A 25,663-nucleotide genomic window follows, 5' to 3' on the forward strand; every position below is an offset into this window, starting at 1 on the left:
AGGATGGGATAACGATGATAGCATATGGGAACATCAGACGGGCTTCTTTGTCCGGTTTAAAAAGCAGAATGTTCGGAATCGGACAAAGGGAGTGGGTTAGGGTTTTCTGGAAAGTGCATTTAATGCGCTACAAGGCTGTTTTTTGATTTTGGCACAGCATTATTTAACCATTGGTAACGCAAGATTGCTGTTAGCCATGAAAAGAACATTTCGCCCCTCACGCAAAGAGGGGCGGCCATTTTTTTGAGAACCCAATCGCCTGACCCATGATCCGCAACTACTTCAAGATCGCGTTCCGCAGTCTTTTCAAGAATAAGACATTTTCGGCTATCAATGTCCTGGGGCTCGCGATGGGCATGGCGTGCAGCCTGATGATCATGCTATGGATCCGCGACGAGCTGGCGGTGGATGCGTTCCATGCGAATAAAGACCAATTGTACCGCATTTATATGCGCGAATATTTCAGCGGAAAGGTGCAGGGCGTGATCTGGACGCCGGGGCCGCTGGCCGAGGAACTGAAAAAATCGGTGCCCGAAATCGAAATGACGACGCCGTTTTCCTGGACCTCGCCGCAGACTTTCTCCGTGGGTACCAAAAAGCACAAGCAGGAAACGAACTTCGCGAGCAGCGATTTTTTCAAAATGTTCAGCTACAAGCTGCTGCAAGGCACGCCCGCCGCCGCACTGCGCGACCGCGGCAGCATTGCCATTTCCAGGCGTATGGCCGAGGCATTTTTCGGCAGCCCGGAGGCGGCCATCGGCAAGGCGATCCGGTACGATAACCGCAAAGAAATGACCGTCAGCGCCGTCTTTGAAAACATCGGCGCTAATAGTACGCTCAAATTCGACTGCCTGATGACCTGGGATGCTTACGTGGACGACAACAGCTGGGCCACGCACTGGGGCAATACCGATCCGCTGACATTCTTCAAACTTCGCAAAGATGCCGATCCGGCCAAAGTGGAAGCTAAAATGCGCCGCTTGCTCGATAAAACCAACCGGGATGAGGGCAAGCCGTTCAAAACGCAGCTGGCCATGCAGCCTTTTCACGAGTATTACCTGCACAGCAATATCAAGGACGCGCATATGGCCGGCGGCCGTATTGAATATGTGCAGCTTTTCAGTTTTGTGGCCGTGTTTATCCTGCTTATTGCATGCATTAATTTCATGAACCTCGCTACGGCCCGTTCGTCGCGGCGCGCGAAAGAAGTGGGCGTGCGGAAGGTAGTGGGCGCGATGCGCTCAATGCTGGCAGGGCAATTTATGGGCGAGGCCATGCTCATTGCCGCACTTTCGGCGGTACTGGCGGTGACGCTCGTGGCACTGCTGCTGCCCGCGTTCAATCATCTCACAGGCAAGCAAATGCTGCTGCCGCTGTCGGAGCCGGTGTTCTGGGGTGTTATCGCCGGGTTACTGGCGATGACCGGCCTGCTGGCCGGGAGCTATCCGGCCCTGTTCCTGTCGTCGCTCAGCCCGGTGCGCATTCTCAAAGGCACATTGAAATTCGATTCCAGCTCGGTATGGGTGCGGCAGGGGTTGGTGGTATTCCAGTTCGGGCTGTCGGTGATCCTGATCGTAGGTATGATCATCATTTACAGGCAGGTAGGTTTTGTCCAAAACAAAAACCTCGGTTTCGACCGTGAAAATCTCATTTACTTCCCCATCGAAGGCGAATTGTCCGCTAAGTACAATGTGCTTAAAGAAGAACTCGCGCAGGTACCGGGCGTGCAGCAGGTGTCGCATATGACGGCCACACCGGCCTCCAACGGCAATGGTGCCGACGGCATTACCTGGCCCGGCGGCGATCCGAATGGGCAGGTGCGGTTTACGCCAGTAGGGGTAGGGTATGATTTTGCCAAAACAATGGGCCTGAAAGTGGTAGAAGGCCGCGATTTCTCGAAATCTTTCCCGACCGACTCCACCGGTTTCCTTATTAATGAAACCGCATTGAAAATGATGGGCTACAAAGACCCGATCGGTCGGCAGATCAACTGGGGTAAATCCAAGGGCACGATCGTCGGTATTTTGAAGGACTTTCATTTCCAGTCGCTGCACACGGCCATTCGCCCGATGATTGCCTACCTGGGCGCGCGGGAGCCGCAGGGCGTCGTGATGATCCGCATCGGGGCGGGCAAAACGCCCGAGACGTTGGCGGCGTTGCAGCAAATCGTCCAGAAACTGAACCCCGATGTGCCGTTCACCTACGCATTTACCGACCAGGAATATGCGCGGCAGTACCAGAGCGAGCAGATTGTGGGCAAGCTGGCGGGCTACTTCGCTTTTCTGGCGGTATTCATTTCCTGCCTCGGCCTGTTCGGGCTGGCTACATTCACGGCCGAGCAGCGCACGAAGGAAATCGGCGTGCGTAAAGTGCTGGGGGCGTCGGTAGCGGGCATTGTGGCGCTGCTTTCGAAGGACTTTCTCAAACTGGTCGTCATGGCCATCGTACTCGCATCGCCGGTAGCGTGGTATGTGATGAAGCAATGGCTGCAAGGCTTTGCTTACCAGATCGATATCGAGTGGTGGATGTTCGCCCTGGCCGGTATCATCGCCGTCCTGATCGCCGTTTTTACGATCAGTTTCCAGTCGGTACGGGCGGCGCTGATGAACCCGGTGAAGAGTTTGCGGAGCGAGTAGGGCGTTGACGGCCGACCGCTGACGGCCGTTGGCGGTCAAAACAGCGCTATACTTTTCTATACTGCCGCAGGAGCCATTTCCAGGAATCTATACCGGATGTCGCTGGTTAATTAACTGCAATCAGCACTTAACAAACATCATGGAAATAGGAATCAGTATGTTCGGGGATTTGGCATTCGACAATGCCACCCGTTCTTTTCAGTCTCCTCAGGAGCGCTTGCAGGACATGTTGGAGGAAATCAAACTGGCCGACGAGGTCGGGCTGGACGTGTTCGGTATCGGTGAGCACCACCGGCCGGATTTCGCCGTGTCGGCGCCTGAAATCATCCTCGCCGCGGCGGCTTCCGTCACCAAAAACATCAAGCTGACGAGTTCGGTGACGGTATTGAGCTCCGCCGACCCGGTCCGGATCTACCAGAATTTCGCCACTGTCGACCTGATATCCGGCGGCCGGACGGAGATCACAGTCGGCCGGGGCAGCTTCATCGAGTCGTTCCCGCTGTTCGGGTATGATTTGAAGGATTACGATGGTTTGTTTTCCGAAAAACTGCAATTGTTGAAGGAAATCAATGAAAACGACGTGATTACCTGGAAAGGCAAGTTCCGGGCGACGCTCGACAGGCAGGAGGTTTTGCCCCGTGCCGTGAACGATCACCTGGGTATCTGGGTGGCAGTGGGCGGTACGCCGCAATCCGTCGTTCGCGCGGCCAGGCTGGGCTTGCCATTAGTGATCGCGATCATCGGCGGGATGCCCGCTCAGTTCAAACCGTTTTTTGAATTGTATAAAGCAGAATACCTCGAAGCAGGCCACGACCCGGCCAAAATGCAGCTGGCGACCCACTCGCACGGGCTGGTAGGTGCGGACGGGCGGGCATTGAGCGACCTGTACTTTCCATCCTACGCGTCGCAAATGGACCGTGTGGGACGCAGCCGCGGATGGGCGCCTTATACCCGTGCGCAGTTCGAGGGCGGACAAGGCCGTGAGGGCGCGCTGTTCATCGGCGAGCCTAATGCGGTGATAGATAAGATCCTGTACCATCAGGAGATGTTCGGGCTTACGCGCTTTCTCATGCATACGGACGTGGGCGCGCCTGCGCACAAGGACCTGATGAAATCTATTGAGCTGCTGGGCACGCATGTGGCTCCGGCCGTAAAAAAGGCCCTGGCGGTAAAGTAATGGCAGTTTTCAAGCGGGTGCCGCAAATGCACCCGCTTTTTGTCGCAACAGGCATCGCTCCGTTTCGGGGAAACCCGGCAACTTTGTAATATCAATCAATCAACAAAAAAACAAAGAAATGGACACGACAACACAACCTGTAACTGTACAAGCGACCATCCATGCACCCGTAGCGGAAGTCTGGAATAAATGGAATGCCCCGGAGCACATCACCCAATGGTGCTTCGCGTCCGACGACTGGCATGCACCGCATTCTGAAAACGATGTGCGGGTAGGCGGCGAGATCAAGACCACGATGGCGGCCAAAGACGGCAGTTTCAGCTTCGAGTTTGGCGGTACCTACACGGAAGTGGAGGAAAACCGCTACCTGGCCTACACCCTGGGCGACGGCCGCAAGGTAAGCGTGTTGTTCGAGCAGGAAGGCGACGGTACCAAAGTGACCGAGACATTCGACCCTGAAAACACCCATCCGGTTGATTTTCAGCAGGCAGGCTGGCAGGCGATTCTCGACAACTTCAAGAAATACGCCGAAGCGTAACAAGTAATTGTCAATCAGGCAAAAGGCCCGGTCGTCGCGATCGGGCCTTTTGTTGTACCAGGCGAACAGAAGCAACCGCCCGGCCTGAAAAATAGTAGATCACACTTAATGCGACTTTGTTTACTTTTGGTGTGCCGAATTTGAAAAGTCAATGCAAACCCTGATAACATCGCGTCTTACCAGCCGTCAAAAATGGGAGCTGGGCCTGGGCCTCGCGGTCATTTATGTGCCGATTCGCATTTATATGAACGTGTTGCAGATCGATATGCCTACATTCTGGCACCGGCTGCCGCTGTGGACAATGGAAGTGCTGTTCAGCATTGCTTTTTTTGTGCTCTGGATCAACCTCATCGAATGGGTACAGTACCTCACGACCCGCTTCCTGGGCGAGGATTTCCCCGAACGGTTCCGGGTAGTGAACCAGGCCATGATGCTCATCGTGGCGATCGGCCTGGCGATGGTTTTCAACCATTGGTACCGCTATTTATGGCACTGGATGGAGGCTGTCTTCGATAAAAAGAGCTTCGATGTCCTGCCGATCGTGCTCAATAACTCGCCTGTGCTGAAACAGCGGGCCAATACCAGCATTACCGTCATGGCCCTCATGGCCGAATACTACCTCGCAGCCAACAAGCGCGTGTACGAGCGCCTGCAACGCGTGGTGATCAACGAGGAAAGGCTCCAAAAGGAGAATGCGACGGCGCATTTCAATGCATTGAAGAACCAGGTAAGCCCGCATTTTCTGTTCAATAATTTCAGCGTGCTGACTACGCTTGTGGAGACGAATCAGGAGCTGTCGGTGAAATTTATCAACCAGCTTTCGAAGGCTTACCGCTATATCCTGGAAAAATCGGTGTACGATTCCATCAAACTGGCTACCGAAGTGGAATTCCTGGAAACCTACATGTTCCTGCTCATGATCCGGTTCGAGAACAAGCTGAACCTGGATATCCGGATTTCATGCCAGGAAAAGGAGAAATTTTCGATCGTGCCGCTAACGCTGCAATTGCTCGTGGAGAATGCGGTGAAACATAACCGGATGTCGGCCAGCAACCCGCTGCTCATCACCATCGGCGTTGATGGCGATTACCTTATTATCAGCAACCCGTTGCAGGTGCGCGAGCTGCCCGAATCCTCCACGCGGCTTGGGCTCCAAAATATCGTTAACCGTTACAAGTTGCTGATTGACAAGCCGGTGATGGTCGATAAGACCAATGGCTGTTTTACCGTAAAAGTGCCCCTGCTTTCATGAATGTCCTGATTATCGAAGACGAGTCGCTGAGTGCCAGCCGCCTGGAAAGCCTCGTCGGCAAATATGACCCGAAGATCAACGTGATGGCGAAGCTGTCGTCCGTGAAAGAAAGCATTCAGTGGCTGACGGACGGCGCCAACAGCCACCCCGACCTGATTTTTATGGACCTTCACCTCGAAGACGATCTCGCATTCAAGATCATCGAGGAGCTGAAACTGACGATCCCCATCATTTTTACCACTGCATACAGTGAATATACGCTCAAAGCATTCAAGGCCAACAGCGTGGATTATCTGCTCAAACCCGTCGACAAGGCGGAGCTTTCGGCGGCGATCGACAAGTTTGCGGCATTGCACGCAAAGTCGGCCGTAGCACCCACGCCGGACTTCGCCGCATTGATGGCCATGTACCAGTCGGGTGGTGAGGAAGGTTACAAGGAACGGTTCCTGGCCAGCGCGGGGCCGAAGCTGTTCAGCATCCGCACGAGCGACATTGCGTATTTTACCATTGAACAAAAAGCGACTTTCCTCCGCACGTATGACGGCCAGCACCTGGCGATGGATTACAGCCTCGACAAGCTCGCCCAACTGCTCGATCCCAAGGAGTTTTTCCGCATCAACCGTTCGCTCATCATCGCATTGAACAGTATCCGGTCTATTTATACCGTGTCGGCCGGCCGTTTGAAACTCGAACTCACGCCCGCCGCAGGCCAGGAAGTATTTGTGAGCGGCGACCGCATGGCGGATTTCAAACAATGGCTGGGTAAGTAACGATTTTCTTCTTCCACCGAAACCGGGCATTCGGCACCGCAAATCCGGCATTAGGCACCTTTCATTTTTTGATTTAACCAATGGTAAACATCTTTGGTTACTGACTCTGTTTTTGCCGAAACAGACAGTAAGATGACCATAAACCTAAACCCTGTTTCGCGAGGGCCCAACGCATTCGCGGAAACCGGTGACTATTCCTAAACCCTTCTTCAACGTGATGAAAGAATTCAATATCGATCAGACCCTGAACCTCGTGAGCTGCGACGCCCGCGAGCTTGAACAGTCATCCCGCTACGGAGGCTTGTTTGGTATTGCATTTGTCACGGAGGGGGAGGGTGTACTATCCTGCGATGACGATTCGTGGCACTACGACGAGCAGGCGATCTTTCTCCTTTCCCCCGGCCATCATTTCCATTTCAAGTCCTTTTACAGGACCAATTTGCTTACTATCTTCTTCGATCCGTTCCGCATCGCCGGGGCGGCGGATCAATTCAATGGCTTCGCAGGCATGTTCCGCGCCGTGCGCGACCTGTTTTCGGTACCCGATTTCCTCCGACAAAAGGAGCTCCGAAGCGAAACCGACCGCCTTGCGGTAACTCATCTTGTCCGCCTGATCGAGAGTGAACTGAGCCAGTTACAGGAAAACAGCCGTGAGCTGGTGGCCAACTCGACTGCGTTGCTTGTGAACCTCGTGAAACGGAATTTCTCCGACGGACAGTCCGCCGAAACCGCTTTGCCCTACAACCCCGAAACGGAGCGTGTACTCGCCGACGTGAAGAAAATGGTCCACCGGAACGAGCATCTGACGATCCAGGAAATTGCGGTGGCGATGAATATGTCGCAGTATAACCTCAATAAGCTGGTTATCAAGGGTACCGGCGAGACGTTGAAGGCCATTATTTCGCGCTACCGGTCGGAAGCGGGTAAAACGAAGGAGCTCGATTTGCAGGAATGACCTCAGGCGCGCACCTTGCGCAACTGCGCAGGCGGGAAGCCGAACATTTTCTTGAATGCAAACGAGAAGTGGGACAAGTCCTCAAAGCCAACTTCCAGGTATACTTCCGAAGGCATCCGTCCGAGCGTTTCGATCTGGAAACGTGCTTCGGTCAACCGCTTTTCCATGAGCCATTTCCCTGGCGACATGTTAAAAACCTTTTTGAAATCTTCCTTAAAAACCGTCAGGCTCCGGCCGGAGAGGTAGCTGAAACGTTGCAGACTGACGTTAAACTTGAAATTGCGGTTCATGAAATCTTCGAGATCGATCTTCCCCGGATCGCTGAAATCGAAGAGAATGGGCTGTATTGCGGGGTTCGTTTTGAGTAAAAGCAATGCAAGTTCGCGGGTTTTCAGCGACAGGAAATGGTTCCTATCCGGGCCATCGAGCTGCATGTAGGGTTTCATGGATTGTACAAAACTTTCCAGCATCGGGTGCGGATCGAGGTGCAAAATGGCCTCCTGCTCGCTGGACCCGGCCGTTTGCACATCGTATCCATATTCGTCTTTGAATGCGCGCAAAAATTCCTGGGTGATAAATACCGAAACGGATTTAAAAGGCTTCCCGTCGAGCGTGCCCTTGTGGTACCGCGCAAGGTGGTTGCGCGTGATGAAGCAAAAATCCCCCGGCCTGATCCGGAACACGCTATTCCCGTAAAAAATGTCTATAAACCCCGTTTCGAGGTACATGAAAATGTGGTCGGGAATGAACTGCTCATTCGAAATCGAAGGCTCGTAATGGCAGGGATAGGGCGATTTTTCCATGAATGCAAGGTAGGAGTTTGCCGGGAGTTTTGGAAGGGGGGCGGGGGGCGACTGCCGACTGCTGACGGCCGACTGCTGACCGCCGACCGCCGACTGCCGTCCGTCGTCGGCCGTCAGCGGTCCATCGTCGGCCGTCAGCGGTCCATCGTCAGCGGTCCATCGTCAGCGGTCCGTCGTCGGCCGTCGGCCGTCAGCCCCCCTTCCCCCCCATAAACGGCAGATACGCTGCCTTGATCGACTCGATATACGTTTGGTCGGGCAGAGAAAGGCGGTTTTCGACGCGGCGTTTGAAATCTTCGTTGCCGATCAGATAGCGGAGCGTGTCCGTGCCGTCGGTGGCCGCCTGATAAATCGTTTCGGCCACTTGCTCGGCGGTGGCGAGTTGCATGCCTTTCAGGTTATCGAACATTTTGAATGCTGCACCAAGAAATGCGTCGTATTCGGGCAGCGGTTTCGCGGAGAAACGCTCTTCGCTGGTTTTAATGAAATTAGTCGTGGTGCCACCGGGCTCGACGATTTTTACCGTGATATTCAGCGCCGCCAGTTCGAAGGAAAGTGCTTCGGAAAAGCCTTCCAATGCGAATTTTGAGGCATTGTAAAGCGAAATGAGCGGCAGCGTGAACCGGCCTGCCCCGGAGCTGATGTTGATGATCATCCCTTCCCCGCGCTCGCGGAAATGCGGCAGAATGGCCCGGATGGTATTCATCACCCCGAATACATTTACATCAAACTGTGTCTGCACCTGTTCCGGCGTAATCGCCTCGAAAACACCATATTGACCGTAACCGGCATTGTTCACGACCGCGTCGATGGCACCGAACCGCGCAATACCGGCCGCGATGGACGCGTCGATGGTTTCGGGCGATTGGACATCCAGTCGGGTAACCAGCATGTTTTCAAGACCGGCGAGGTCAGTCTCCTTTTCCGGGCTGCGCATAGTGGCCACTACGTTCCAGCCATGGGCGGCGAAATGCAGGGCGGCGGCTTTCCCGATGCCGGAAGAAGCGCCTGTAATCAAAATTGTCTTACTCATAAAATGGATTGTTGACGTTTAACGACACAAATTTCGCTGATCGGCGGGATGTCAACTTTGTTGTGGAGCCGGGATTGCTTTGTTGGCGGGACTAATTACCCTCGGAGCTGAGTGGACCGGATCGACGGTTCGATAGCAGGTAGTGTCGGATGACAATGATGATAAAATCGGTCAATAAATGATTAAAACGTGGTATGTGATCACAGGATTTTTGGGCTAATTTTGGTAAAATCCAATCTTAATATCCTGAATCCTATGACGCATTTGTACGTAACGCGCTCGCGTTGGGTGGTTTTCCTTATTTGCTGGCTGGCGGCTTTCGGCGCGGCGGCGCAGTCTTCCAAATCCAAATTTAACCTATATGAACAAACCAGCGAGGTAGCCGGACTGGTGACGCAATACGCGCAGGACATTCGCGCGCTGAGGTACTTCTACGGTCCGATGCCGACAGGTCGCGGGCCGCAGGGAGGGGGCGGTTCGGTATTGAACTCGCCTGAGCAGCGCAAGCGCCTGCGCGAAGTAGACAATGATTACCTGACGAAGCTCGGAAAGGTGGATTTCGGGGCCATGAGCATTTACGGAAAAGTGGATTACCTGCTGCTCAAACGCAATATCGACGACCATTTGCTGACATTGAGCCAGGAGGAAAAGGAGTATACACAGATCGAAAAATACATACCGTTCGCTAACGGAATATATGACCTGGAAAAAGGTCGCCGCCGCGGGGCGACGGTGGATGGACAGCTCGTGGCCGGAAAATTGAACGATTTGCAAAAAGAAGTCAGGAAGGCGGAGGAATCGTTCAGGAAAATCGAGTCGATCGATATGCCGCTCTCGCGGATGGGGGTGGAGGCGGTGAATGGCCTGGAAGCACGTTTGAAAAGTACATTTGAGTTTTATAACGGTTATGACCCGATGTTTACCTGGTGGGCGCCGAAGCCGTACAAAACGCTCGACAGCACATTACTGGCCTATGCAAAGCTGATCCGCAGTAAAGGCAAACTGAACACGACACAAAAAGAAGATGCGAGCGGCATCAAAGGCGTACCCATCGGTCGGGAGGAACTGATCAGGCAATTGGGCACCGAGATGATCAGCTACACGCCCGACGAACTCATTGAGCTGGCTAACAAGGAATTTGCGTGGTGCGACAAGGAATTGCTGAAAGCATCGGCCGAAATGGGCTTTAGAAATGACTGGAAAAAGGCGCAGCAAAAGGTCAAAAACAGCTACGTGCCGGCCGGTGCCCAGCCCGAACTGATTTTGAAACTCTACAATGACGCCAAGGAATTTATTCTCAAAAACAACCTGATCGACTACCCGGAGATCGCCGACGAAACCTGGGGAATGCAGATGATGACGCCCGAACGACAGCTGGTGAACCCGTTTTTCCTCGGCGGCAGGGACATTATCATTTCTTACCCGACCAACACGATGGCGCATGAGGACAAGCTGATGAGCATGCGCGGCAATAACCCGTACTTTTCGCGATCGACCGTGCACCACGAACTGGTACCGGGGCACCATTTGCAATATTATATGAACAGCCGCTACAAATCCTACCGCGGCGATTTCCGCACGCCGTTCTGGACCGAAGGCTGGGCATTGTACTGGGAGCTGCTGTTGTACGACAAAGGTTTCGCCAAAACGCCCGAGGAGCGCATCGGGATGCTTTTCTGGCGCATGCACCGGTGCGCACGCATCATTTTTTCCCTCAACTACCACCTCGGCAAATGGACGCCTCAGGAATGCATTGATTTCCTCGTGGACCGGGTAGGTCACGAGCGCGCCAATGCGGAAGGAGAGGTAAGGCGTTCATTTGAAGGAAATTATAGTCCTTTATATCAGGTTGCCTATCTGATCGGCGGATTGCAGCTGTTCAGCCTTAAAAAGGAACTGGTAGACAGCGGTAAGATGACTTTCAAACAGTACCACGACGCGGTGATGAAGGAAAACAACATGCCGATCGAGATGGTACGCGCGACGCTGACCAACCAGCCGTTGAGGCTCGATTTCACGACGCAATGGAAATTTTATCAGTTTAAATAAGTAATCAAACACTCCTGTTGAAAATGAATTTGACGAATGCACAGCGTTGGCTGGGCCTGCTTGCCATGCAATGCGTGGCGGCCGGTGCCGTTGCCCAGAAACCCGACGTAACCCGTTTCACGGTAACCATGCCCGATCCGGCCAGCCATACTTTTCATGTTGCAATGGATTTGAAAGTGAGCAGCAAAGACAGTACATGGTTTAAGTTACCCGACTGGCAGCCAGGTTATTACCAGCTCATGAACTATGCTTCAAATATTGATCATCTGGTGGTAAAAGACCAGCAGGGCAATGACCTGGGCTGGCAAAAAACGGGGAAAACCGGCTGGGCGGTGGCTACGAAAGGCGTGACGACTTTGCACGCAGAATATGATGTGAAAACGACGCGCAAGTTTGTGGCGACGAGCTATCTCGATGAGGAACACGGCTACATTACGCCTGTGAGCGTGTTTCTGCATGAGGCGGGGAAGATCAATGTGCCTTCGGAAATTACGATCAAGCCGTTCGCTGGCTGGGACCGTGTGGCTACCGGTCTCGATTCGGTGGCGGGGAAGCCGTTTACCTATGTTTCGCCCGATTTCGATGTGCTTTACGACAGCCCGCTGCTCGTCGGCAAGCTCGAAGAACTGCCAGCATTCCAAGTAAAGGGCATTCCGCACCGGTTTATCGGCTACAAGCTGGGTAATTTCGATCGGGTGAAACTGATGTCGGATATTCAGAAAATCGTGGAAAAGGCTTCCGGGCTCATCGGCGACATTCCTTACAAGCATTACACTTTCATCGCGATCGGCCCCGGACAGGGTGGCATCGAGCATTTGAATTCGACCACCATCAGTTTCAGCGGCGACCAGCTCAATTCCCGCGGCTGGAACGGCATGCTTGGCTTTATTACCCATGAGTATTTTCACCACTACAACGTGAAACGCATCCGCCCCATCGAGCTCGGGCCGTTTGACTACGACAAGGGCAGCAAAACCAATATGCTTTGGGTTTCCGAGGGGCTCACTGTTTACTATGAACCGTTGATCATGCGCGAGGCCTTCCTGTTGGGCGAGCAGGAGTTTCTGGATTTTTTCAAAAAGCAGATCACCAATGTTGAAACCAAGCCCGGCCGGCTCTTCCAAACGCTCGCCGAAGCCAGCGCCGAAACCTGGTCCGACGGCCCGTTCGGCCGCACGGGGGACGCCGTGAACAAAACGATTTCCTACTACCAGAAGGGCCCGGTAGTAGGCATGCTTTTCGATCTCGCCATTCGCCATGAAACGCAAAATAAGCGCTCGCTCGACGACGTGATGCGGCAACTTTACGAGGATTTTTACAAGAAAAAACAACGCGGCTTCACCGAAGCGGAACTCCGCACGACCATTGAAACCGTCGCCGGCACGAAGCTGGACGAGCTATTCAGCTACATCTACACCACCGCCGAGCCGGACTACCAAAAATACCTCGGCTACGCCGGACTGGAAATCGATGTGACGACGGAGAAGCATTACGGGACTTTCGAAATTAAGAAAAAGGCCGCGCCGGGGGATTTGGAGCGGGAGGTGTTTAAGAGTTGGAGTCGGGGGGAGTGATGCCCTGGCTCAGATAGTATTCTTTGGGAAGACCATATTTAGAAATAGCTTCATTGGCTCTTTTCAATTGTTCCGGGAAGAGGTTTTCCCCGCTAAAACGATCCAGGCTTGCGTCGATCGTGTATGAGGGTACTTGCCTTACTTTTTTAGTCTTCATAGTGTTGTAAGTTTTGCTTGCTTGTGATCATGAAACGCATGTAGTCCGTATTTTTATTAAATGGCTGCCAGCCACCAGGATCCATGTATCCGAAGATAGCAAATTCACTCGAAATATCTGTTAGGTTTTGGGAAATTCCAATCCTGTATAACCTCGTTCTTGCTTTTGTGCTCCCCTCTGCAAGGACCCATGCTTTCGGATGATTTTCGATAAAAACCAAAAAGGTTGAAGCGATGGTAGCCAGAATCTTTTGGGTATCCCTGTTATCGCTAACTGACAGGTCGTCCAAGTCATCATTGTGTCCATTATAGTCACCGAAGGCGAGATTATAGACATTGTTGATCCCTGTCCGGGAATACAAGACAATCTTTTTAATCTCGCCTTTCGGGCCAACGCTCGTAAATCTGAAAGCATCGCGGTTCTCTTCGGTGCTGAAAGCGTATTGCGGGAATTTCACAGGCAATTTAGTATGTGTATTTGCCTGCAAACATATACAAAATTTACCCCCTCAACCCCTCCACATCCGCGACACTTTTCACCAGCTCCTTCCCGAGCACCCGGTTGCCGGACTCAGTGATTAAAAGGTTGTCCTCGATGCGGATGCCGGTGAAATCCCGGAAGGATTCAAGGCGATTGTAGTCGATGAATTGTGCGAGTTTGTTTTCGGCTTTCCACCGGTCGATGAGGGTGGGGATGAGGTAAAGGCCGGGCTCTACCGTTACCACGAAGCCGGGTTCGAGGGCACGGCCGAGGCGGAGGGATTTCCAGCCGAATGCCGTGCCTTTTTGGAGGTCTTCGGTGTAGCCGACGTATTGCTCACCCAGGTTTTCCATGTCGTGGACGTCCAGCCCCATCATATGGCCGAGGCCGCATTGGAAGAACAGCGTATGTACATCATGTGCCACCGCTTCGGCAGGATCGCCTTTCACGACGCCCATTTGTTTCATCCCATCCACAAGTTGGGTGCAGGCCAGCGTGTGGATGTCTTTGAACAAAACACCCGGCTTGCAGGCTGCAATGGCCGTTTCCTGTGCATGGAGTACTATTTCATACATTTCCCGCTGCAAAGTTGTGAAGGTTTTGCCGACGGGGATCGTGCGCGTCAGGTCGCCGCAGTAATGCATGGCCGTTTCGGCCCCGGCATCGCAAAGCGCCATCTGGCCGTCGCGGATAGCGAGGTCGCGGGCGTGGGTGTGCAGGATTTCACCATTGACGGTCAATATAATAGGGTAGGAAATATCCCCGCCCTGGCCGATGGCAATGCTTTGCAACTTTCCGGCGATTGCTTTCTCGGTCATCCCGGCGCGCGTCTCGCGCATGAATGCCAAATGCATGTCGATGGAAGTATTCACAGCCTTTTCGAGTTCTACAACTTCTTCTTCCGTTTTGTTGGAACGCATCGAAACGACCGCCTTAATGAGGCTCACAGAAGCCTTTTGCGCCGCTTCCGCAGGGCTGACATGCAGCCATTCCTGCAATTTCAGGTAATGTTCGCCGCGGTAGGGTGGCAGGAAATGAATGGCTTGCCCCCGTGACAATGCGTCTTTCAGCAATCCGGCAATGGCCGAGGCCGGTTTAACTTCGGTTACACCTACCTTACCTGCTTTCTCGGCGAGCGGTTCTTTCGGGCCGGTCCACACGATGTCGTCTATCGTGAGCTCGTCACCGAAGATGATCTCGCGGTTGTTATCCATGTCGATTACGGCCGTCAGCGAGGGGTGGTCGATGCCGAAATAGTAAAGGAACGTGCTGTCCTGCCGGAATGAATATACGTTATCGCGGTAGTTCATGCCGCTTTCCTCGTTACCCAGCAGCAGGACCAGGCCGCTGCCGAGTTTGGATTGAAGTACTTGTCTGCGTTTTAAGTATGTTGATTTGGAAAACATGGGAGTAAAATGGTTTTGGAATACAACAAAAAATTTGCCCACCGAAACAAATATACTTCGTCCGGTGAGCAAATAGGAACTACCTAACCCAAATTAATAAATGTATTAGTAACCCGGGTTCTGGTCGAGATTCGGGTTTTTGTCGATTTCGTTCTGCGGGATCGGGAACAGCGCGCGCTGGCCCGTCTGCGGACGGTGATTGAACCACTTCTTCGTTTCATACACGCCAAAACGGATCAAATCCTGGCGGCGGTGGGCCTCGGCCGCAAATTCCCAGCCCAGCTCATCGAGGAACCGGCCGAACCGGATGTCGTCACCACCCTGGCGTTCGGTAATGGACCCGTCGGTGGCCTGGTAGCCGTAGTTGTATTTACTTCCTTTGGCCAGGTCCGCCGCCGTCACGGTTGCTTTCGCCGGGTTGCCTTTGAATGCACGCTGGCGCACCTGGGTAACCAGTTCGGCCGCTTCGGCCGCCTTACCCGTCCGCAGCAATGCTTCCGCCTTGATCATCAGCACGTCGGCGTACCGCAGGAACGGGAAGTCGTTGTCGAGACTGCCGGTGGCGTTGGGTTTAATTTTGTATTTACCAATGCGATAGCCGTCCTGAACGGTCGTTTTGTCCATTCCCGGCACTGCTTTGTTGTAGGTAATCACCACCGCGCCCGTCGCGGCGCTTTTCTGAGGGCCCATGATCCAGGTGTCGGCCAGGCGGCCGTCCTCGGCGTCGTAGGTGTCGATAAATTGCGGTACGGCGCAGTTTCCGCCCCACGGACCGGCGTTCATCGGGTATACCGAGCGGCTCAGCGGGTCGAGGGTTTTCATGTGGATCTGGTTGCCTGTGCCGTAAATCTCGTCGTAAGGGATCGAGAAGATGATTTCTTTCGAATTGAAGTTAGTCCAGGTAAAAACGTCCGAATAGTTGGCGTCGAGCACGTATTTTCCGCTTTTGATCACATCATCCGCTTCCTGGATCGCCTTGGCCCATTCGGCCGTGCCGGTGTAGACCTGCGCATTGAGATAAATCTTCGCGAGCAGCGTTTTTGCACCCCATTTGTTCATCTGGCCGTAAGTAGTGGTCGCATTTTCGCTCAGGTTAGGCAGCGATTCCGTCAGTTCCTTGATTACAAAATCATAAACCTGCTTGCGGGTGCTCTGCTTGGGAAGCGTTACATCCTTGAAATCCGTCACGATCGGCACATTGCCGTGGTTATCCAGCAAAAGATAGTAGCCGAATGCCCGCACGGCGCGAAGTTCGGCGATGGTCGCATCCTTGCCATTGGTAATGGGTAAATCGCCGCTCTCGATCTGCGAAAGCACCCGGTTCACCGTGGTAATGCTGGCAAATGCCTGGCGCCAGGCGTTTTCAGGCTGCCATTGCAATGCCGTCCACGTGTGCTGGTGCATGCGGCGATAGGTGCCGCCATCGTCCCAGCCATTCGGGCGCACAGGGGTAATAATGGCGTCGGCGGCCTCTTCCTGCAAATCGAAATAGCCTTGCCAGCCCAGCATGAGCGCACGCAGGGACGCGTACACAGGCGCGACGATCGCCGGGAGGTCCTTTTCGGTGGGCTGGTAACTGCTGCCGAGCACTTCGGAATACACTTCTTCGTCGAGGTCCGTGCAGGAGTAGAGCGGCGCGCCGGTGAGCAGTGCTGCCAGGAGCGCGTATTTGATATGTTTGTTTTTCATTGTTCCAAAAAATTGAATGATCAGAATGTGACGCTCAGGCCGGCTGTAAATGTGCGGGTGGTCGGGTATTTGTCGCGGTAGTCGCTGCCGGGCGAAAAGCCGGTGAAACTCATACCTTCCGGGTCGATGCCCGTGTAGCCCGTGATCGTGGCCAGGTTGAGGCCCGACACGAATATCCGTGCATTCTTGATGCCCTTGATCGCGCTCGTCGGCAGGGTGTAGCCAAGTGTAACGTTGTCGATTTTCCAGTAATCGCCTTTCTCGATGTAGTGCGACACATATACGAGGTCGGTGTTCAGTACTTTGCCGTCCACGGGGTCGTAGGCTGTTTTGAGCACGTTATAAGCCTTGTTGCGCGGGTTGCCGTAGAACATGCCCTGGAAGTTGAGAATGTCGAAACCGAATGAGCCGCGCATGTTTACTGCCAGATCGAACTGCTTGTAGCGGATATTGTTGTTCCAGCCCAGGTTATGTTTTGGAATACCATTACCATAATATTGGCGGTCTTCCGGCGCCGCGTCGGCAATCGGTATCACCTCGCCATCCTTGTTTTCGATCAGCCACGCGCCCTTGTCGTCCACACCCACGCTTTTCCACACAAAGAAACGTCCGATCGGCTCGCCTACCTTCACGCGGTGGGTGCTTACCTGGATCGGCTCGCCCGTATAACCCGCATCGAAGAAGTCGTTCGCGGCCTGAAACTGGTCGTTCGAAAGGCTCACGAGCTTGTTGCTGTTGGTAGAATAGGTAAAACCGGTATTCCACTGGAAATCGCCCGTTTGGACCGGTACGATGTTCAGCAACACTTCCAGGCCCTTATTCTGCATCACCCCCGCATTGATGAACATGCTGCTCGTCAGATAAGGAGGGACTGGCACGGGAAAATCGTAAAGCAAGTCCTTCACCTTGCGGCTGTAAAAATCGATCGAGCCGTTAATGCGGTTTTTCATAAATCCGAAGTCCACACCGGCATTGTATTCCTCTTTTTTCTCCCAGCGCAGGTCGGGGTTGAAGTTTCGTGCCGGTACGAAGCCCGGTACCCATTTGCCACCGATGAAAGCACCCTGGCCGCGGTCGAAATTATAGCTGATCTGCGACATGTAAGGGCTGTTGGCGATGGTACCCGTTACACCGATACCGGCCCGGAGCTTGATGTCCGAAGCCGCGCCCAGGCCGCCCATGAAACGTTCCTTGCTGATCCGCCAGCCGATGGACGCCGCGGGGAAAGTACCCCAGCGGTTGTTGACCCCGAAGCGCGACGAGCCTTCGCGGCGCACGCTGGCCATGAACAGGTATTTTTCATCCAGACTATATGTTACCCGGCCGAAGAAGCCGGCCAGCTGCCATTTGTTTTTAGTACTGCTCATCCCCGCCTGGCCTTTTTGCAATGCGCCGCCCGCGCCGAGGTTGTTCCAGTCGTAAGCGTCGGTCGGGAAATCCCAGTTGTTGGCGGCAAATGCTTCGTAGGTCGCGTCCTGCCAGCTGTAACCGCCGAGTACCGAGAAGCGGTGCTTGCCGATGGATTTCGAATAGTTCCCGGTCAGTTCCAGCAGGTTTTCGTTGTTGGCGTAGGTATTCCGGAAAGCGGTCGCATTCTGATTGCCGAGGCGGGTGCTGGTGTGGTTAAATGTAGTGGAACCGCCTTCGAGGTTGCTGTTTTGTACATTGGATACCAAAAGCTTGAAGTTCAGGTCATCGATGGGCGCGTAATCGAGGCTTCCGGCCATACGCATTTCCTTGAAAGAGCTTTCGAAGTTGGACTCGTTCAGCAGGGAAACGGGATTTTCGTAGAAATAGCCGTCGCGCTCCTGCCATTTGCCGTTGTCGTCCTTCACCCGGTCGGTCGGGTTGCGGATAATGGCCTGGCGGTAAGCGTAGCCATACGCCGCGTCGTCGTTGGCCGGTGATACCGCGCCATTCGAACGGGTAATGCGGTTGATGAGTTGAAGATTGGTTTTCAGTTTGTTGTTGAACATGGAATGGTTCAGGTCCGCGCGACCGGTGAAGCGGTTCTGCCCCGATCTCAGGAAGATCCCTTCCCAGTTACGGTAGTTGATCGAGCCCGTCAGGTTGGTCGTGCTGTTGCCTCCGAAGAACGTGAGGTTATGGTTGTGGCTCACCGGTTTTTGCATGATTTCAGAAAGCCAGTCGGTATTGCCGCCATAGTCGGTATAGGCAATGCCTTCGCCGATTTTCTGCCGGTAGTCATCGCCGGTCAGCAGCTCGGGGCGACGAGCGATCGTCTGGATATTGACATAGTTCGAATACTCGATCGTCGAGCGCGAAGCGCCCCGGTTTTTCCGCGTGGTAATCAAAATCACCCCGCCGGTAGCCCGCGTACCATAAATCGCCGCGGCAGAGCCGTCTTTCAGCACATCCACCGACTCGATATCTTCCGGCGCCACGGTGTTCAGTCCGCCGGGAATACCGTCGATCAGGATCAGCGGGTTGGAAGTGCCGTTAATGGAGTTGATCCCGCGCAGGTTAATCTGCGTGTTGGAAGTAGGAGAACCGCTGGGCGTGGTAATGCGCAAGCCTGCCACTTTACCCTGCACGAGCTGGGCCGCGTCGCGCACCGTTCCCTGGATGAAGTCCTCCCGTTTGATACTCGCCACGGAACTGGTAATGTCCCCTTTTTTTTGCGTTCCGTAACCAATCACCACCACCTCCTGCAATTGTTTCTGGTCGGGTGCGAGCTCCACATTCACTTCGCTGAGGTTGCCTACGGCCACTTCCTGGCTTACGTAGCCGATGTAGCTCAGGATCAGCGTTGCGTCTTCGGGCACATCCAGTTTGAATTTTCCTTCGGTGTCAGTGGCGGTTCCAACGGTACTTTTTCCCTTCACGATGATGGTCACGCCCGGCAGCGGGTTCTTGTCCTCGGCGGACACCACTTTGCCGGAGATCTGTCGGTCGGCGGCGAGCGCCAGGGCATTTTCGGTCAGGAAACAGGCAACGGCCGCCGCGAGCAGGCAAATGCGTTGCAGTTCCCGGATCAGGCGGGATAATGGTCTTTTCATACGACTGGAGTTAGATGGTGAAACTTATTTGAGGGTGATTATTGCACTTTCATGATGCCGTTCATGATCCGCCAATGGCCGGGCACTGTACACAGGAACGGGTAGTCGCCGGGCTTGTCAGGTGCGATGAACACGAGCGTGGCGTTGCCTTCGGGGCTCACGAGTTCCGTCGCGTGCAGGACTTCGGGCATTTTGGGCACGTAGTTCATCGCGATCGCATTAGCCTCCCGTGCGAGCAGGTCGGCCGCATTGCCTACTTTTTCCAGTGATCCTGTCTTGATAATGAGCAGGTTATGCTGCATAAAATCAGGGTTGGTGAACTGGATCGTCACTTTCTGGCCGGGCTTTACCGTGAATGTCTTCTGGTCGAACTTCATTTCGTGCTCGATCACTTTCAGCTTCACGGTCGCCGGCGTGCCTTTTCCTTTCAGTATTTCAACCGGTGCTTCGGTATGGGTGCGCGAGACTTTTTTATCTGCCGTATGGTGTACCACCTGGTTGAGCTGTAAGGTGCTTTTAATATCCAGCCAGCCGCGTAATCTTGCGTTGTCCCCATATTCGCCTACCTGATTACCCTCGCGGAGATCGCGGCCCAAGCGGATATCGTCCGGTGTGAATGGCTCGTGAAAAAGCCCTGCCGCCTGGCCTGCCACGGGCGTTTCGTCCTCGATGGCCAGCGTCATTTTGCCGCCTTCCAGAAGCGTGGCGTACGCCGTAAAGCGCTCGTCCGGTAGCTTGCGCGTGGAGGTGACCTCGAACGACTGGCCGTTCTGCCGCACCAGCCAGTGCAGTTTCCCGTCCTGCATGTACAGGCTGTACCCATTCTGCCGGTTGCCCTGCGATGCCACCACGCCCGATAGTTCTTCCTGTGCTTTGGTGATAATGGCCTTGATCCTGAGTTCTTTATGCGATATTACAGGCGGGTAAATAGGCGGCGACCATAAGTTGAGCATATAAGTCTCTTCAATCAGCCCACGCTCGATACGGGCGGTCAATGTCGAGTCTTTCAGCTTTGCCGCCGCCGCTTTGAAACCGTTTTCGTGTTTGATCACCCCTGAAAAAATAGCCTGCGCCAGGTACTCGTCGGCCGCATTCTGCGAATCCTGACCGGCGAGGTAAAGCATTCTCCCGATCTCCTCCGAAGCAGGCAGGTCGGTCAACGCATGGATGGTGGCGAGCCTAACTTTCAAATCCGGATCATTCAGCGAGTTGGTCCATTTCAGTGCGGAAAGGGCCTTGTCGTTGCGCGGGAGTAGTTTCACGGCCGTTTTGCGTACGCCTGCCGCAGGGTGGCGCATGGCACGCACAAGCGTATGGTAAGCTTCCTCGTTCGGGCCGGTGAATGCGCCCAGGCCGTCGAGCGTCCATAATGCATGTACGGCCGGGCTGTTCAACCCGATTTCGTCCACCGACTGGTCGTTCACCATTTTGATGAGTTCGGGAATAACGGAAGTATTCTTCGATTCGACGATCAGCCGCTGGGCCGTCGTGCGCCAGAACATATTGTCGTTTTTCAAACCGGCCACCAGGCTACCGCCATCGTTTTTGTCCAACCTGGGGTACGGGGCATGCTTTGCATTCTTCCAAACGACCCTATATATACGTCCGTGCTGATTGTCGCGGAGCGGATTGATGTATGCATTGCCCTTCCCGTTTTCAAAACCGCGTGGGGTAGGGTTATGCTGGATGATGAAACTGTACCAATCCGCCACCCACACGGCCCCGTCCGGGCCCACTTCCGCGTGTACGGGCGAGAACCATTCGTCGGCGCTCGCGAGCAGGTTGAAGCCGTTTTTTTCTTTATAACCCGCGCCTTTCGGTTTCAGCATGGCCTGATAGAGCAACCGGCCGGTCGGTTCGCATACGAACGCCGTCGCGTTCCAGTACGATTTGGGGAAGTTGCGGGCCGTGTACAGGTTATGGCCTGCCGCCGCCGTAAATCCGCCGTGGAAATCCACCTGGCGCAACGCCGGCGTGAGGTAATTCATCTCGTAATGCGAATCCAGCTTATACACCGTGTTGCCGGATCCATCTGCTACCGAGCGCTTTACGTATTCGAGCGGCATCGCGAAATGCCCGCTGTAATTCCCGTTCGCCGTTGAAATAAACACTTCAAAATCTTCGGAAAAGCCTAGGCCCCAGGTGTTGTTCGACGTGCGCCCGATGTATTCAAGGTTCTTGCCGTTGTTATCAAAGCGGTAAATGCCCTGACTGAAATTCAGCTGCTTACCGGAATTCATGCCCCGGAAACCGGCGTAACCCAGCACGCCCCAGATCTTATTGTCCAATCCATATTTCAAATTAGAAGGCCCGGCATGCGTATCGCTTTTACCCCAACCCGAAATGATATTTTCGCGGATATCGGCCTTGTCGTCGCCGTTGGTATCTTTCAGGAAGATGAAATGCGGTGCCTGCGCCACGATAATACCGCCATTGGCAAATACAATACTGGTCGGGATATTCAGATTATCGGCAAATACCGTGAATTTATCGGCTTTACCATCGCCGTCGGTGTCTTCGCAGATTTTAATGCGGTCCTTGCCCACGCCGTCCTGGTCGCGGACTTCGTTGGGGTAATCCTGCGTTTCGGCCACAAACAGGCGTCCGCGCTCGTCCCATGCCATAGCAATGGGCTTGGTAATGTCAGGTTCGGAAGCAAAAAGTTTCAGCTCAAAATCCACCGGTACCTGCGTCAGTTTCTGTGATTCGGCCGGGGATAACGGCTGTTGGAATTTCGGTGCCGGGTCACGCTTTTCGTAGTTGGGTACGTTGGCGTCCGTGTAGGCAGGTTTGGTTACATTGAATTTCGCCAAACGCGCCTTCGCTTCGTCGCTAACTGCCCATAAAATGCCGTTTGCCACCAATTCCTGAAATGCGGGCTGCTTCCAGGTGCGCTCGTCGTGGCCGTAAGCGGTGTAAAACACGCGGCCTTTGCCCTGCGTGCGCACCCACGTCCACGGTTCGTGGTGATCGCCCTCCATGCGCTCCTGCAACACCGTAATGTCGGGGTTGAGTTTGGAATGCACGTAGGTTTCGTCCCAGGTTTCGAAGGTCTTCCAGTTTTGCATCACCGGATGATCTGCCTTCACCACCGGCGCCGTGAAAGTGCCGTATTTGTGCAATAAAAACTGTCCGCCCACTGCTTTGACATACCAATCCGAATTCTGGAAACAGAAAGACGCCGCGTGCAATGGAATGAGCGCTTTACCGCCTTCTACAAACGTTTTCAAGGCATTTTCCTGCGCCGGGGTAATGGTGTTATGGTTGGCATAAATCACCACGCCGTCGTAATGCGCCAGGTTTTCGGCATTCAATGCATCCGGATCGGACGTGTAGGTCATGTTGATGCCCTTCTGGAACAACGGCAGCGCGAGCATCGGGAAGTACTTTTCCGAGTAATGGTGCTTGCTGTCGTGGCCCAGGAAGAGGAGCTCGATGCGTCGGGCGTCGGTGCCTGTACTTTCGGTAGATGTGGCGGGCAATTGTGCCCGTTTTTGCTTCTGAGCGCAGCCGTACATTAGGATGACTGCGAAAAGAACTAGTAATGCTTTTTTCATTGGATCCGGGTTAGTGTAGCCATAGCGATGCCTGTCGAGCAAAATCTGCTCAATGCAACATTTTCAATCTTTTTAATCTATTCCCCGGGACTTAGGTCCGGGGCAAGGGATCTTATTTTCCAATCGCCTGCGGCGCGGGAAACTGAGATCCCTTGTTTCTGTTCGGAGGATTTACACCCAGTAATTTTTGTACAAAAAAGTCCCTCTTTTTGCGGCGTCCGTAGGGGCCGCCGTCGCTGTGGCCCATGCCTGGTACCACCAGCAGTTCGAATTCTTTGTTCGCCTTGATCAATGCGTCGGCCACGCGGTAGGTGCTCTCGGGCGGTACGTTGGTGTCCACCTCGCCGACGATCAGGAGCAGGTCGCCCTGCAATTTCGCGGCATTCGTTACGTTCGATTGCTCGTCGTAATGCTTGCCCACCGGATAACCCATCCACTGCTCATTCCACCATTGCTTATCGACACGGTTGTCGTGGCAGCCGCATGCCGAAACCGCCGCATCGTAGAAGCCTGGGTGGAAGAGCAATGCACCCAGCGAGTTTTGCCCGCCGGCGGAAGTCCCGTACACGCCCACTCGGGTCGAGTCTGCCTGGGGATATTTTTCGGCCAATGCCTTCATCCACGCGATGCGGTCGGGAAAACCGGCGTCGGCCAGGTTCTGCCAGCACACGTCGTGGAATGCCTTCGAGCGGTTATAGGTGCCCATGCCGTCCATTTGCACGACGATGAAGCCCAGCTCGGCCATGCTCTGCATTTCGCCGTACTGCCGGAAGGCTTTGGGGACAAACGAGTCCTGCGGGCCTGCGTAAATGTTTTCGATAATCGGGTATTTCTTCTTCGGGTCGAAGTGGCTCGGGCGGTACACGATACCCCAGATGTCGGTCTTCCCGTCGCGGCCTTTTGCCTTGAAAATTTCAGGTAATTTGAATCCCAATGCGAGGTAGGGCGAAATATCGGCCGTTTCGAGCTTCATCACGAGCGAACCGTCGGCCGTTTTGCGAAGCTCCGAAACGGGCGCCGTCGTCATCGTCGAATAGGTGTCTACGTAATACGTCCGGTCGGGCGAGAAGGTCAGCTGGTGCGTCGCTCTGGCGTGGTCGGTGAGTTTTACCAAGCCTGTTCCGTCGAACTTAATGCGGTAGTAATGAATGTGGTACGGGTCTTCGCCGGCATTCATGCCGCTCGCTTTGAACCACACCTCTCGCTTCTGCGTGTCGATGCTGTCGATGTCGCGCACCACCCATTCGCCTTTCGTGATCGGGTTTTTGATCTTGCCGGTTTGCTCGTCCACGAGGTACATATGCCGCCAGCCGTCCTTTTCCGAGACCCAGATAATTTCATGATTGTCAGGCTGGTAATGCGTGTAAATCATGTTCTGGTAAATGAATGTCTTCGTCTGCTCGTCGATGATATTCCGCGTGGCACCATTGGTGGCATCCACCTCGATGACCCTGAACCGCTGGTGCCCGCGGTCTACCTTTTCGTAGGTGAAATGTGTGGCGTCGCCCTTCCGCCAGCGGATGACCGGCGCATTGAAAAAGTCGATCGCTTCCGACTGCACTTTCACCGCCTTGCCCGTCTGCACGTCGATCACGTACATTTCATAGCTCGTAAACTCATCGCCCGGCTGCGCGTACCCGCGGGTTTTGACCTCGCCGCGCGTCGTGTTCGGCAATGAAGAGAAGATTATGCTCACCTGCCGCTCTTCCCGGCGGTCGATGCGGTAGCCCACGAGATAACGGCCATCGGGCGACCAGCTTAGTTCGCCGTAGGGTTTCAGCGGGTTGCCGTCGTACGTCAGCTGTTTACCGATTTTATCCTCTTTTTTGCCCACATAAATATTACCGTTGCGCACAAACGCCTTCGTTTGCTTGTCGGGGGAGACGCTGTCGGCCCGGAAACGGCCCCAGCGGCTGAGCTGGCGCGTCCAGCCGGTTTCTTTCGGTTTAGGTAAATCGGGCTTCTCGATTTTCTGCGCCGTCCCGCTTTCCGTGTCATAGGCAAACCATTTGCCTTTGCTTTGCAGGATTACCTGGTGTTTTTCCGCATCGAAATGAATGTCCTGCACCCAGAGCCTGGCGGCCGAGAACGTGGAATCGTATGCTTTGGACAATGCGGAAGCGATCTTGGCATGCTCAAATGCCGGCGTCCGCTTGCCTTCGCCGGGTCTTACTACCCAATATTCAGTCAAACTATCCTTTAATACATTGCGGTACCAGAACGACTGCCCGTCGGCGAGCCAGTTGGGCTGCACCTGCGCTTTGAGCACGCTGCCTTTGGTGAGGGAATCCATGAGCGTCATCCGTTTATAGGAGGCCGCGAGTTCGGTCGGGTTAGGCTGGTAGGCGGGCAGCGACTTTTGCGCGAGCACCGGCGTGCCGATGCATAACGCGGTGATTGCGTGCAGATAAAGTCTTTTGCCGGGGCCCGGTTTAGGAATTTTCATAGCTGTTATGATGAAAGTAAGGGCAATAGAATGCTTCCCGCCGTTTTCGCAGGCAGTGAGGCAATGCGCTATCGCGCGGTCATTTCGGGATATTATCTATTTGTAAAATTAGCAGGTCGGA

17 protein-coding genes are annotated in these 25,663 nt (G+C 54.2%); 8 read left to right on the forward strand and 9 right to left on the reverse strand.

Annotation, left to right across the window (positions count from 1 at the left end; all coding sequences use genetic code 11):
* The first annotated feature begins 266 nt into the window (after positions 1-266).
* The 6 genes from H144_RS35250 (at position 267) to H144_RS0115465 (ending at position 7,328) form a co-directional block, all read left to right on the forward strand.
* The gene (locus H144_RS35250) at positions 267-2,636 is read left to right on the forward strand and encodes an ABC transporter permease (RefSeq protein WP_019942986.1); all 2,370 of its coding nucleotides are present in this window, start codon (positions 267-269) and stop codon (positions 2,634-2,636) included.
* Between the two features lie 139 nt (positions 2,637-2,775).
* Entirely contained in the window at positions 2,776-3,813 is a 1,038-nt protein-coding gene (locus H144_RS0115445) for an LLM class flavin-dependent oxidoreductase (protein WP_019942987.1), read from the forward strand.
* Positions 3,814-3,931: 118 nt separating this feature from the next.
* Complete coding sequence (locus H144_RS0115450; RefSeq protein WP_019942988.1) at positions 3,932-4,351, forward strand: SRPBCC family protein; 420 nt, start codon at positions 3,932-3,934, stop codon at positions 4,349-4,351.
* A 151-nt stretch (positions 4,352-4,502) separates the two neighbouring features.
* Positions 4,503-5,603, forward strand: coding sequence for a sensor histidine kinase (locus H144_RS0115455; protein ID WP_019942989.1), 1,101 nt, complete (start codon positions 4,503-4,505; stop codon positions 5,601-5,603).
* Positions 5,600-6,373: a LytR/AlgR family response regulator transcription factor gene (locus tag H144_RS0115460; protein WP_019942990.1), complete on the forward strand. Its 774-nt coding sequence runs from the start codon at positions 5,600-5,602 to the stop codon at positions 6,371-6,373. Before H144_RS0115455 ends, H144_RS0115460 begins: the two co-directional genes overlap by 4 nt.
* A gap of 217 nt (positions 6,374-6,590) precedes the next feature.
* Entirely contained in the window at positions 6,591-7,328 is a 738-nt protein-coding gene (locus H144_RS0115465; protein WP_019942991.1) for a helix-turn-helix domain-containing protein, read from the forward strand.
* Positions 7,329-7,330: 2 nt separating this feature from the next.
* Here the strand turns inward: H144_RS0115465 and H144_RS0115470 are convergent, their stop codons facing one another.
* A complete protein-coding gene (locus tag H144_RS0115470; protein ID WP_019942992.1) occupies positions 7,331-8,131 on the reverse strand; it encodes a helix-turn-helix domain-containing protein in 801 nt (266 codons plus the stop codon).
* Between the two features lie 190 nt (positions 8,132-8,321).
* Positions 8,322-9,164 carry an SDR family oxidoreductase gene (locus H144_RS0115475; RefSeq protein WP_019942993.1) on the reverse strand — a complete coding sequence of 281 codons (843 nt, stop codon included), beginning with the start codon at positions 9,162-9,164 and terminating at the stop codon, positions 8,322-8,324.
* A gap of 255 nt (positions 9,165-9,419) precedes the next feature.
* Here H144_RS0115475 and H144_RS0115480 point away from each other — a divergent pair, with 255 nt between their 5' ends.
* Together H144_RS0115480 and H144_RS0115485 are read left to right on the forward strand one after the other, a co-directional pair.
* Positions 9,420-11,213, forward strand: coding sequence for a DUF885 family protein (locus tag H144_RS0115480; RefSeq protein ID WP_019942994.1), 1,794 nt, complete (start codon positions 9,420-9,422; stop codon positions 11,211-11,213).
* 23 nt (positions 11,214-11,236) lie between these two features.
* Positions 11,237-12,787, forward strand: a complete 1,551-nt coding sequence (locus H144_RS0115485) for a M61 family metallopeptidase (RefSeq protein ID WP_157504746.1) — start codon at positions 11,237-11,239, stop codon at positions 12,785-12,787.
* Here H144_RS0115485 and H144_RS34325 read toward each other — a convergent pair.
* The 7 genes from H144_RS34325 to H144_RS0115515 all read right to left on the reverse strand — a co-directional run bounded on the left by H144_RS34325 (position 12,762) and on the right by H144_RS0115515 (position 25,542).
* A complete protein-coding gene (locus tag H144_RS34325) occupies positions 12,762-12,944 on the reverse strand; it encodes a hypothetical protein (RefSeq protein WP_157504748.1) in 183 nt (60 codons plus the stop codon). The genes H144_RS0115485 and H144_RS34325 overlap by 26 nt on opposite strands.
* Positions 12,934-13,431 carry a DUF6934 family protein gene (locus tag H144_RS0115490; protein ID WP_157504750.1) on the reverse strand — a complete coding sequence of 166 codons (498 nt, stop codon included), beginning with the start codon at positions 13,429-13,431 and terminating at the stop codon, positions 12,934-12,936. The genes H144_RS34325 and H144_RS0115490 overlap by 11 nt, the downstream gene beginning before the upstream one ends.
* Positions 13,432-13,444: 13 nt before the next feature.
* The gene (locus tag H144_RS0115495) at positions 13,445-14,830 is read right to left on the reverse strand and encodes an aminopeptidase P family protein (RefSeq protein ID WP_026350721.1); all 1,386 of its coding nucleotides are present in this window, start codon (positions 14,828-14,830) and stop codon (positions 13,445-13,447) included.
* A 105-nt stretch (positions 14,831-14,935) separates the two neighbouring features.
* Positions 14,936-16,519 carry a RagB/SusD family nutrient uptake outer membrane protein gene (locus tag H144_RS0115500; RefSeq protein WP_019942998.1) on the reverse strand — a complete coding sequence of 528 codons (1,584 nt, stop codon included), beginning with the start codon at positions 16,517-16,519 and terminating at the stop codon, positions 14,936-14,938.
* Between the two features lie 20 nt (positions 16,520-16,539).
* Positions 16,540-19,539: a SusC/RagA family TonB-linked outer membrane protein gene (locus H144_RS0115505; protein ID WP_019942999.1), complete on the reverse strand. Its 3,000-nt coding sequence runs from the start codon at positions 19,537-19,539 to the stop codon at positions 16,540-16,542.
* A gap of 38 nt (positions 19,540-19,577) precedes the next feature.
* Positions 19,578-23,096 (reverse strand): PVC-type heme-binding CxxCH protein, encoded by a 3,519-nt coding sequence (locus tag H144_RS0115510; RefSeq protein WP_026350722.1) that lies wholly within the window; start codon positions 23,094-23,096, stop codon positions 19,578-19,580.
* Positions 23,097-23,208: 112 nt separating this feature from the next.
* Positions 23,209-25,542, reverse strand: coding sequence for a S9 family peptidase (locus H144_RS0115515; protein ID WP_019943001.1), 2,334 nt, complete (start codon positions 25,540-25,542; stop codon positions 23,209-23,211).
* Between the last annotated feature and the right edge of the window lie 121 nt (positions 25,543-25,663).

The organism is Dyadobacter beijingensis DSM 21582 (assembly GCF_000382205.1).
Classification (GTDB): Bacteria; Bacteroidota; Bacteroidia; order Cytophagales; family Spirosomataceae; genus Dyadobacter; species Dyadobacter beijingensis.

What these genes read in the sequence shown, in the direction of transcription:
- H144_RS35250 (WP_019942986.1), top strand. Translation starts at nt 267, where the DNA reads ATGATCCGCAACTACTTCAAGATCGCGTTCCGCAGTCTTTTCAAGAAT.
- H144_RS0115445 (WP_019942987.1), top strand. Translation starts at nt 2,776, where the DNA reads ATGGAAATAGGAATCAGTATGTTCGGGGATTTGGCATTCGACAATGCC.
- H144_RS0115450 (WP_019942988.1), top strand. Translation starts at nt 3,932, where the DNA reads ATGGACACGACAACACAACCTGTAACTGTACAAGCGACCATCCATGCA.
- H144_RS0115455 (WP_019942989.1), top strand. Translation starts at nt 4,503, where the DNA reads ATGCAAACCCTGATAACATCGCGTCTTACCAGCCGTCAAAAATGGGAG.
- H144_RS0115460 (WP_019942990.1), top strand. Translation starts at nt 5,600, where the DNA reads ATGAATGTCCTGATTATCGAAGACGAGTCGCTGAGTGCCAGCCGCCTG.
- H144_RS0115465 (WP_019942991.1), top strand. Translation starts at nt 6,591, where the DNA reads ATGAAAGAATTCAATATCGATCAGACCCTGAACCTCGTGAGCTGCGAC.
- H144_RS0115470 (WP_019942992.1), bottom strand. Translation starts at nt 8,131, where the DNA reads ATGGAAAAATCGCCCTATCCCTGCCATTACGAGCCTTCGATTTCGAAT.
- H144_RS0115475 (WP_019942993.1), bottom strand. Translation starts at nt 9,164, where the DNA reads ATGAGTAAGACAATTTTGATTACAGGCGCTTCTTCCGGCATCGGGAAA.
- H144_RS0115480 (WP_019942994.1), top strand. Translation starts at nt 9,420, where the DNA reads ATGACGCATTTGTACGTAACGCGCTCGCGTTGGGTGGTTTTCCTTATT.
- H144_RS0115485 (WP_157504746.1), top strand. Translation starts at nt 11,237, where the DNA reads ATGAATTTGACGAATGCACAGCGTTGGCTGGGCCTGCTTGCCATGCAA.
- H144_RS34325 (WP_157504748.1), bottom strand. Translation starts at nt 12,944, where the DNA reads ATGAAGACTAAAAAAGTAAGGCAAGTACCCTCATACACGATCGACGCA.
- H144_RS0115495 (WP_026350721.1), bottom strand. Translation starts at nt 14,830, where the DNA reads ATGTTTTCCAAATCAACATACTTAAAACGCAGACAAGTACTTCAATCC.
- H144_RS0115500 (WP_019942998.1), bottom strand. Translation starts at nt 16,519, where the DNA reads ATGAAAAACAAACATATCAAATACGCGCTCCTGGCAGCACTGCTCACC.
- H144_RS0115505 (WP_019942999.1), bottom strand. Translation starts at nt 19,539, where the DNA reads ATGAAAAGACCATTATCCCGCCTGATCCGGGAACTGCAACGCATTTGC.
- H144_RS0115510 (WP_026350722.1), bottom strand. Translation starts at nt 23,096, where the DNA reads ATGAAAAAAGCATTACTAGTTCTTTTCGCAGTCATCCTAATGTACGGC.
- H144_RS0115515 (WP_019943001.1), bottom strand. Translation starts at nt 25,542, where the DNA reads ATGAAAATTCCTAAACCGGGCCCCGGCAAAAGACTTTATCTGCACGCA.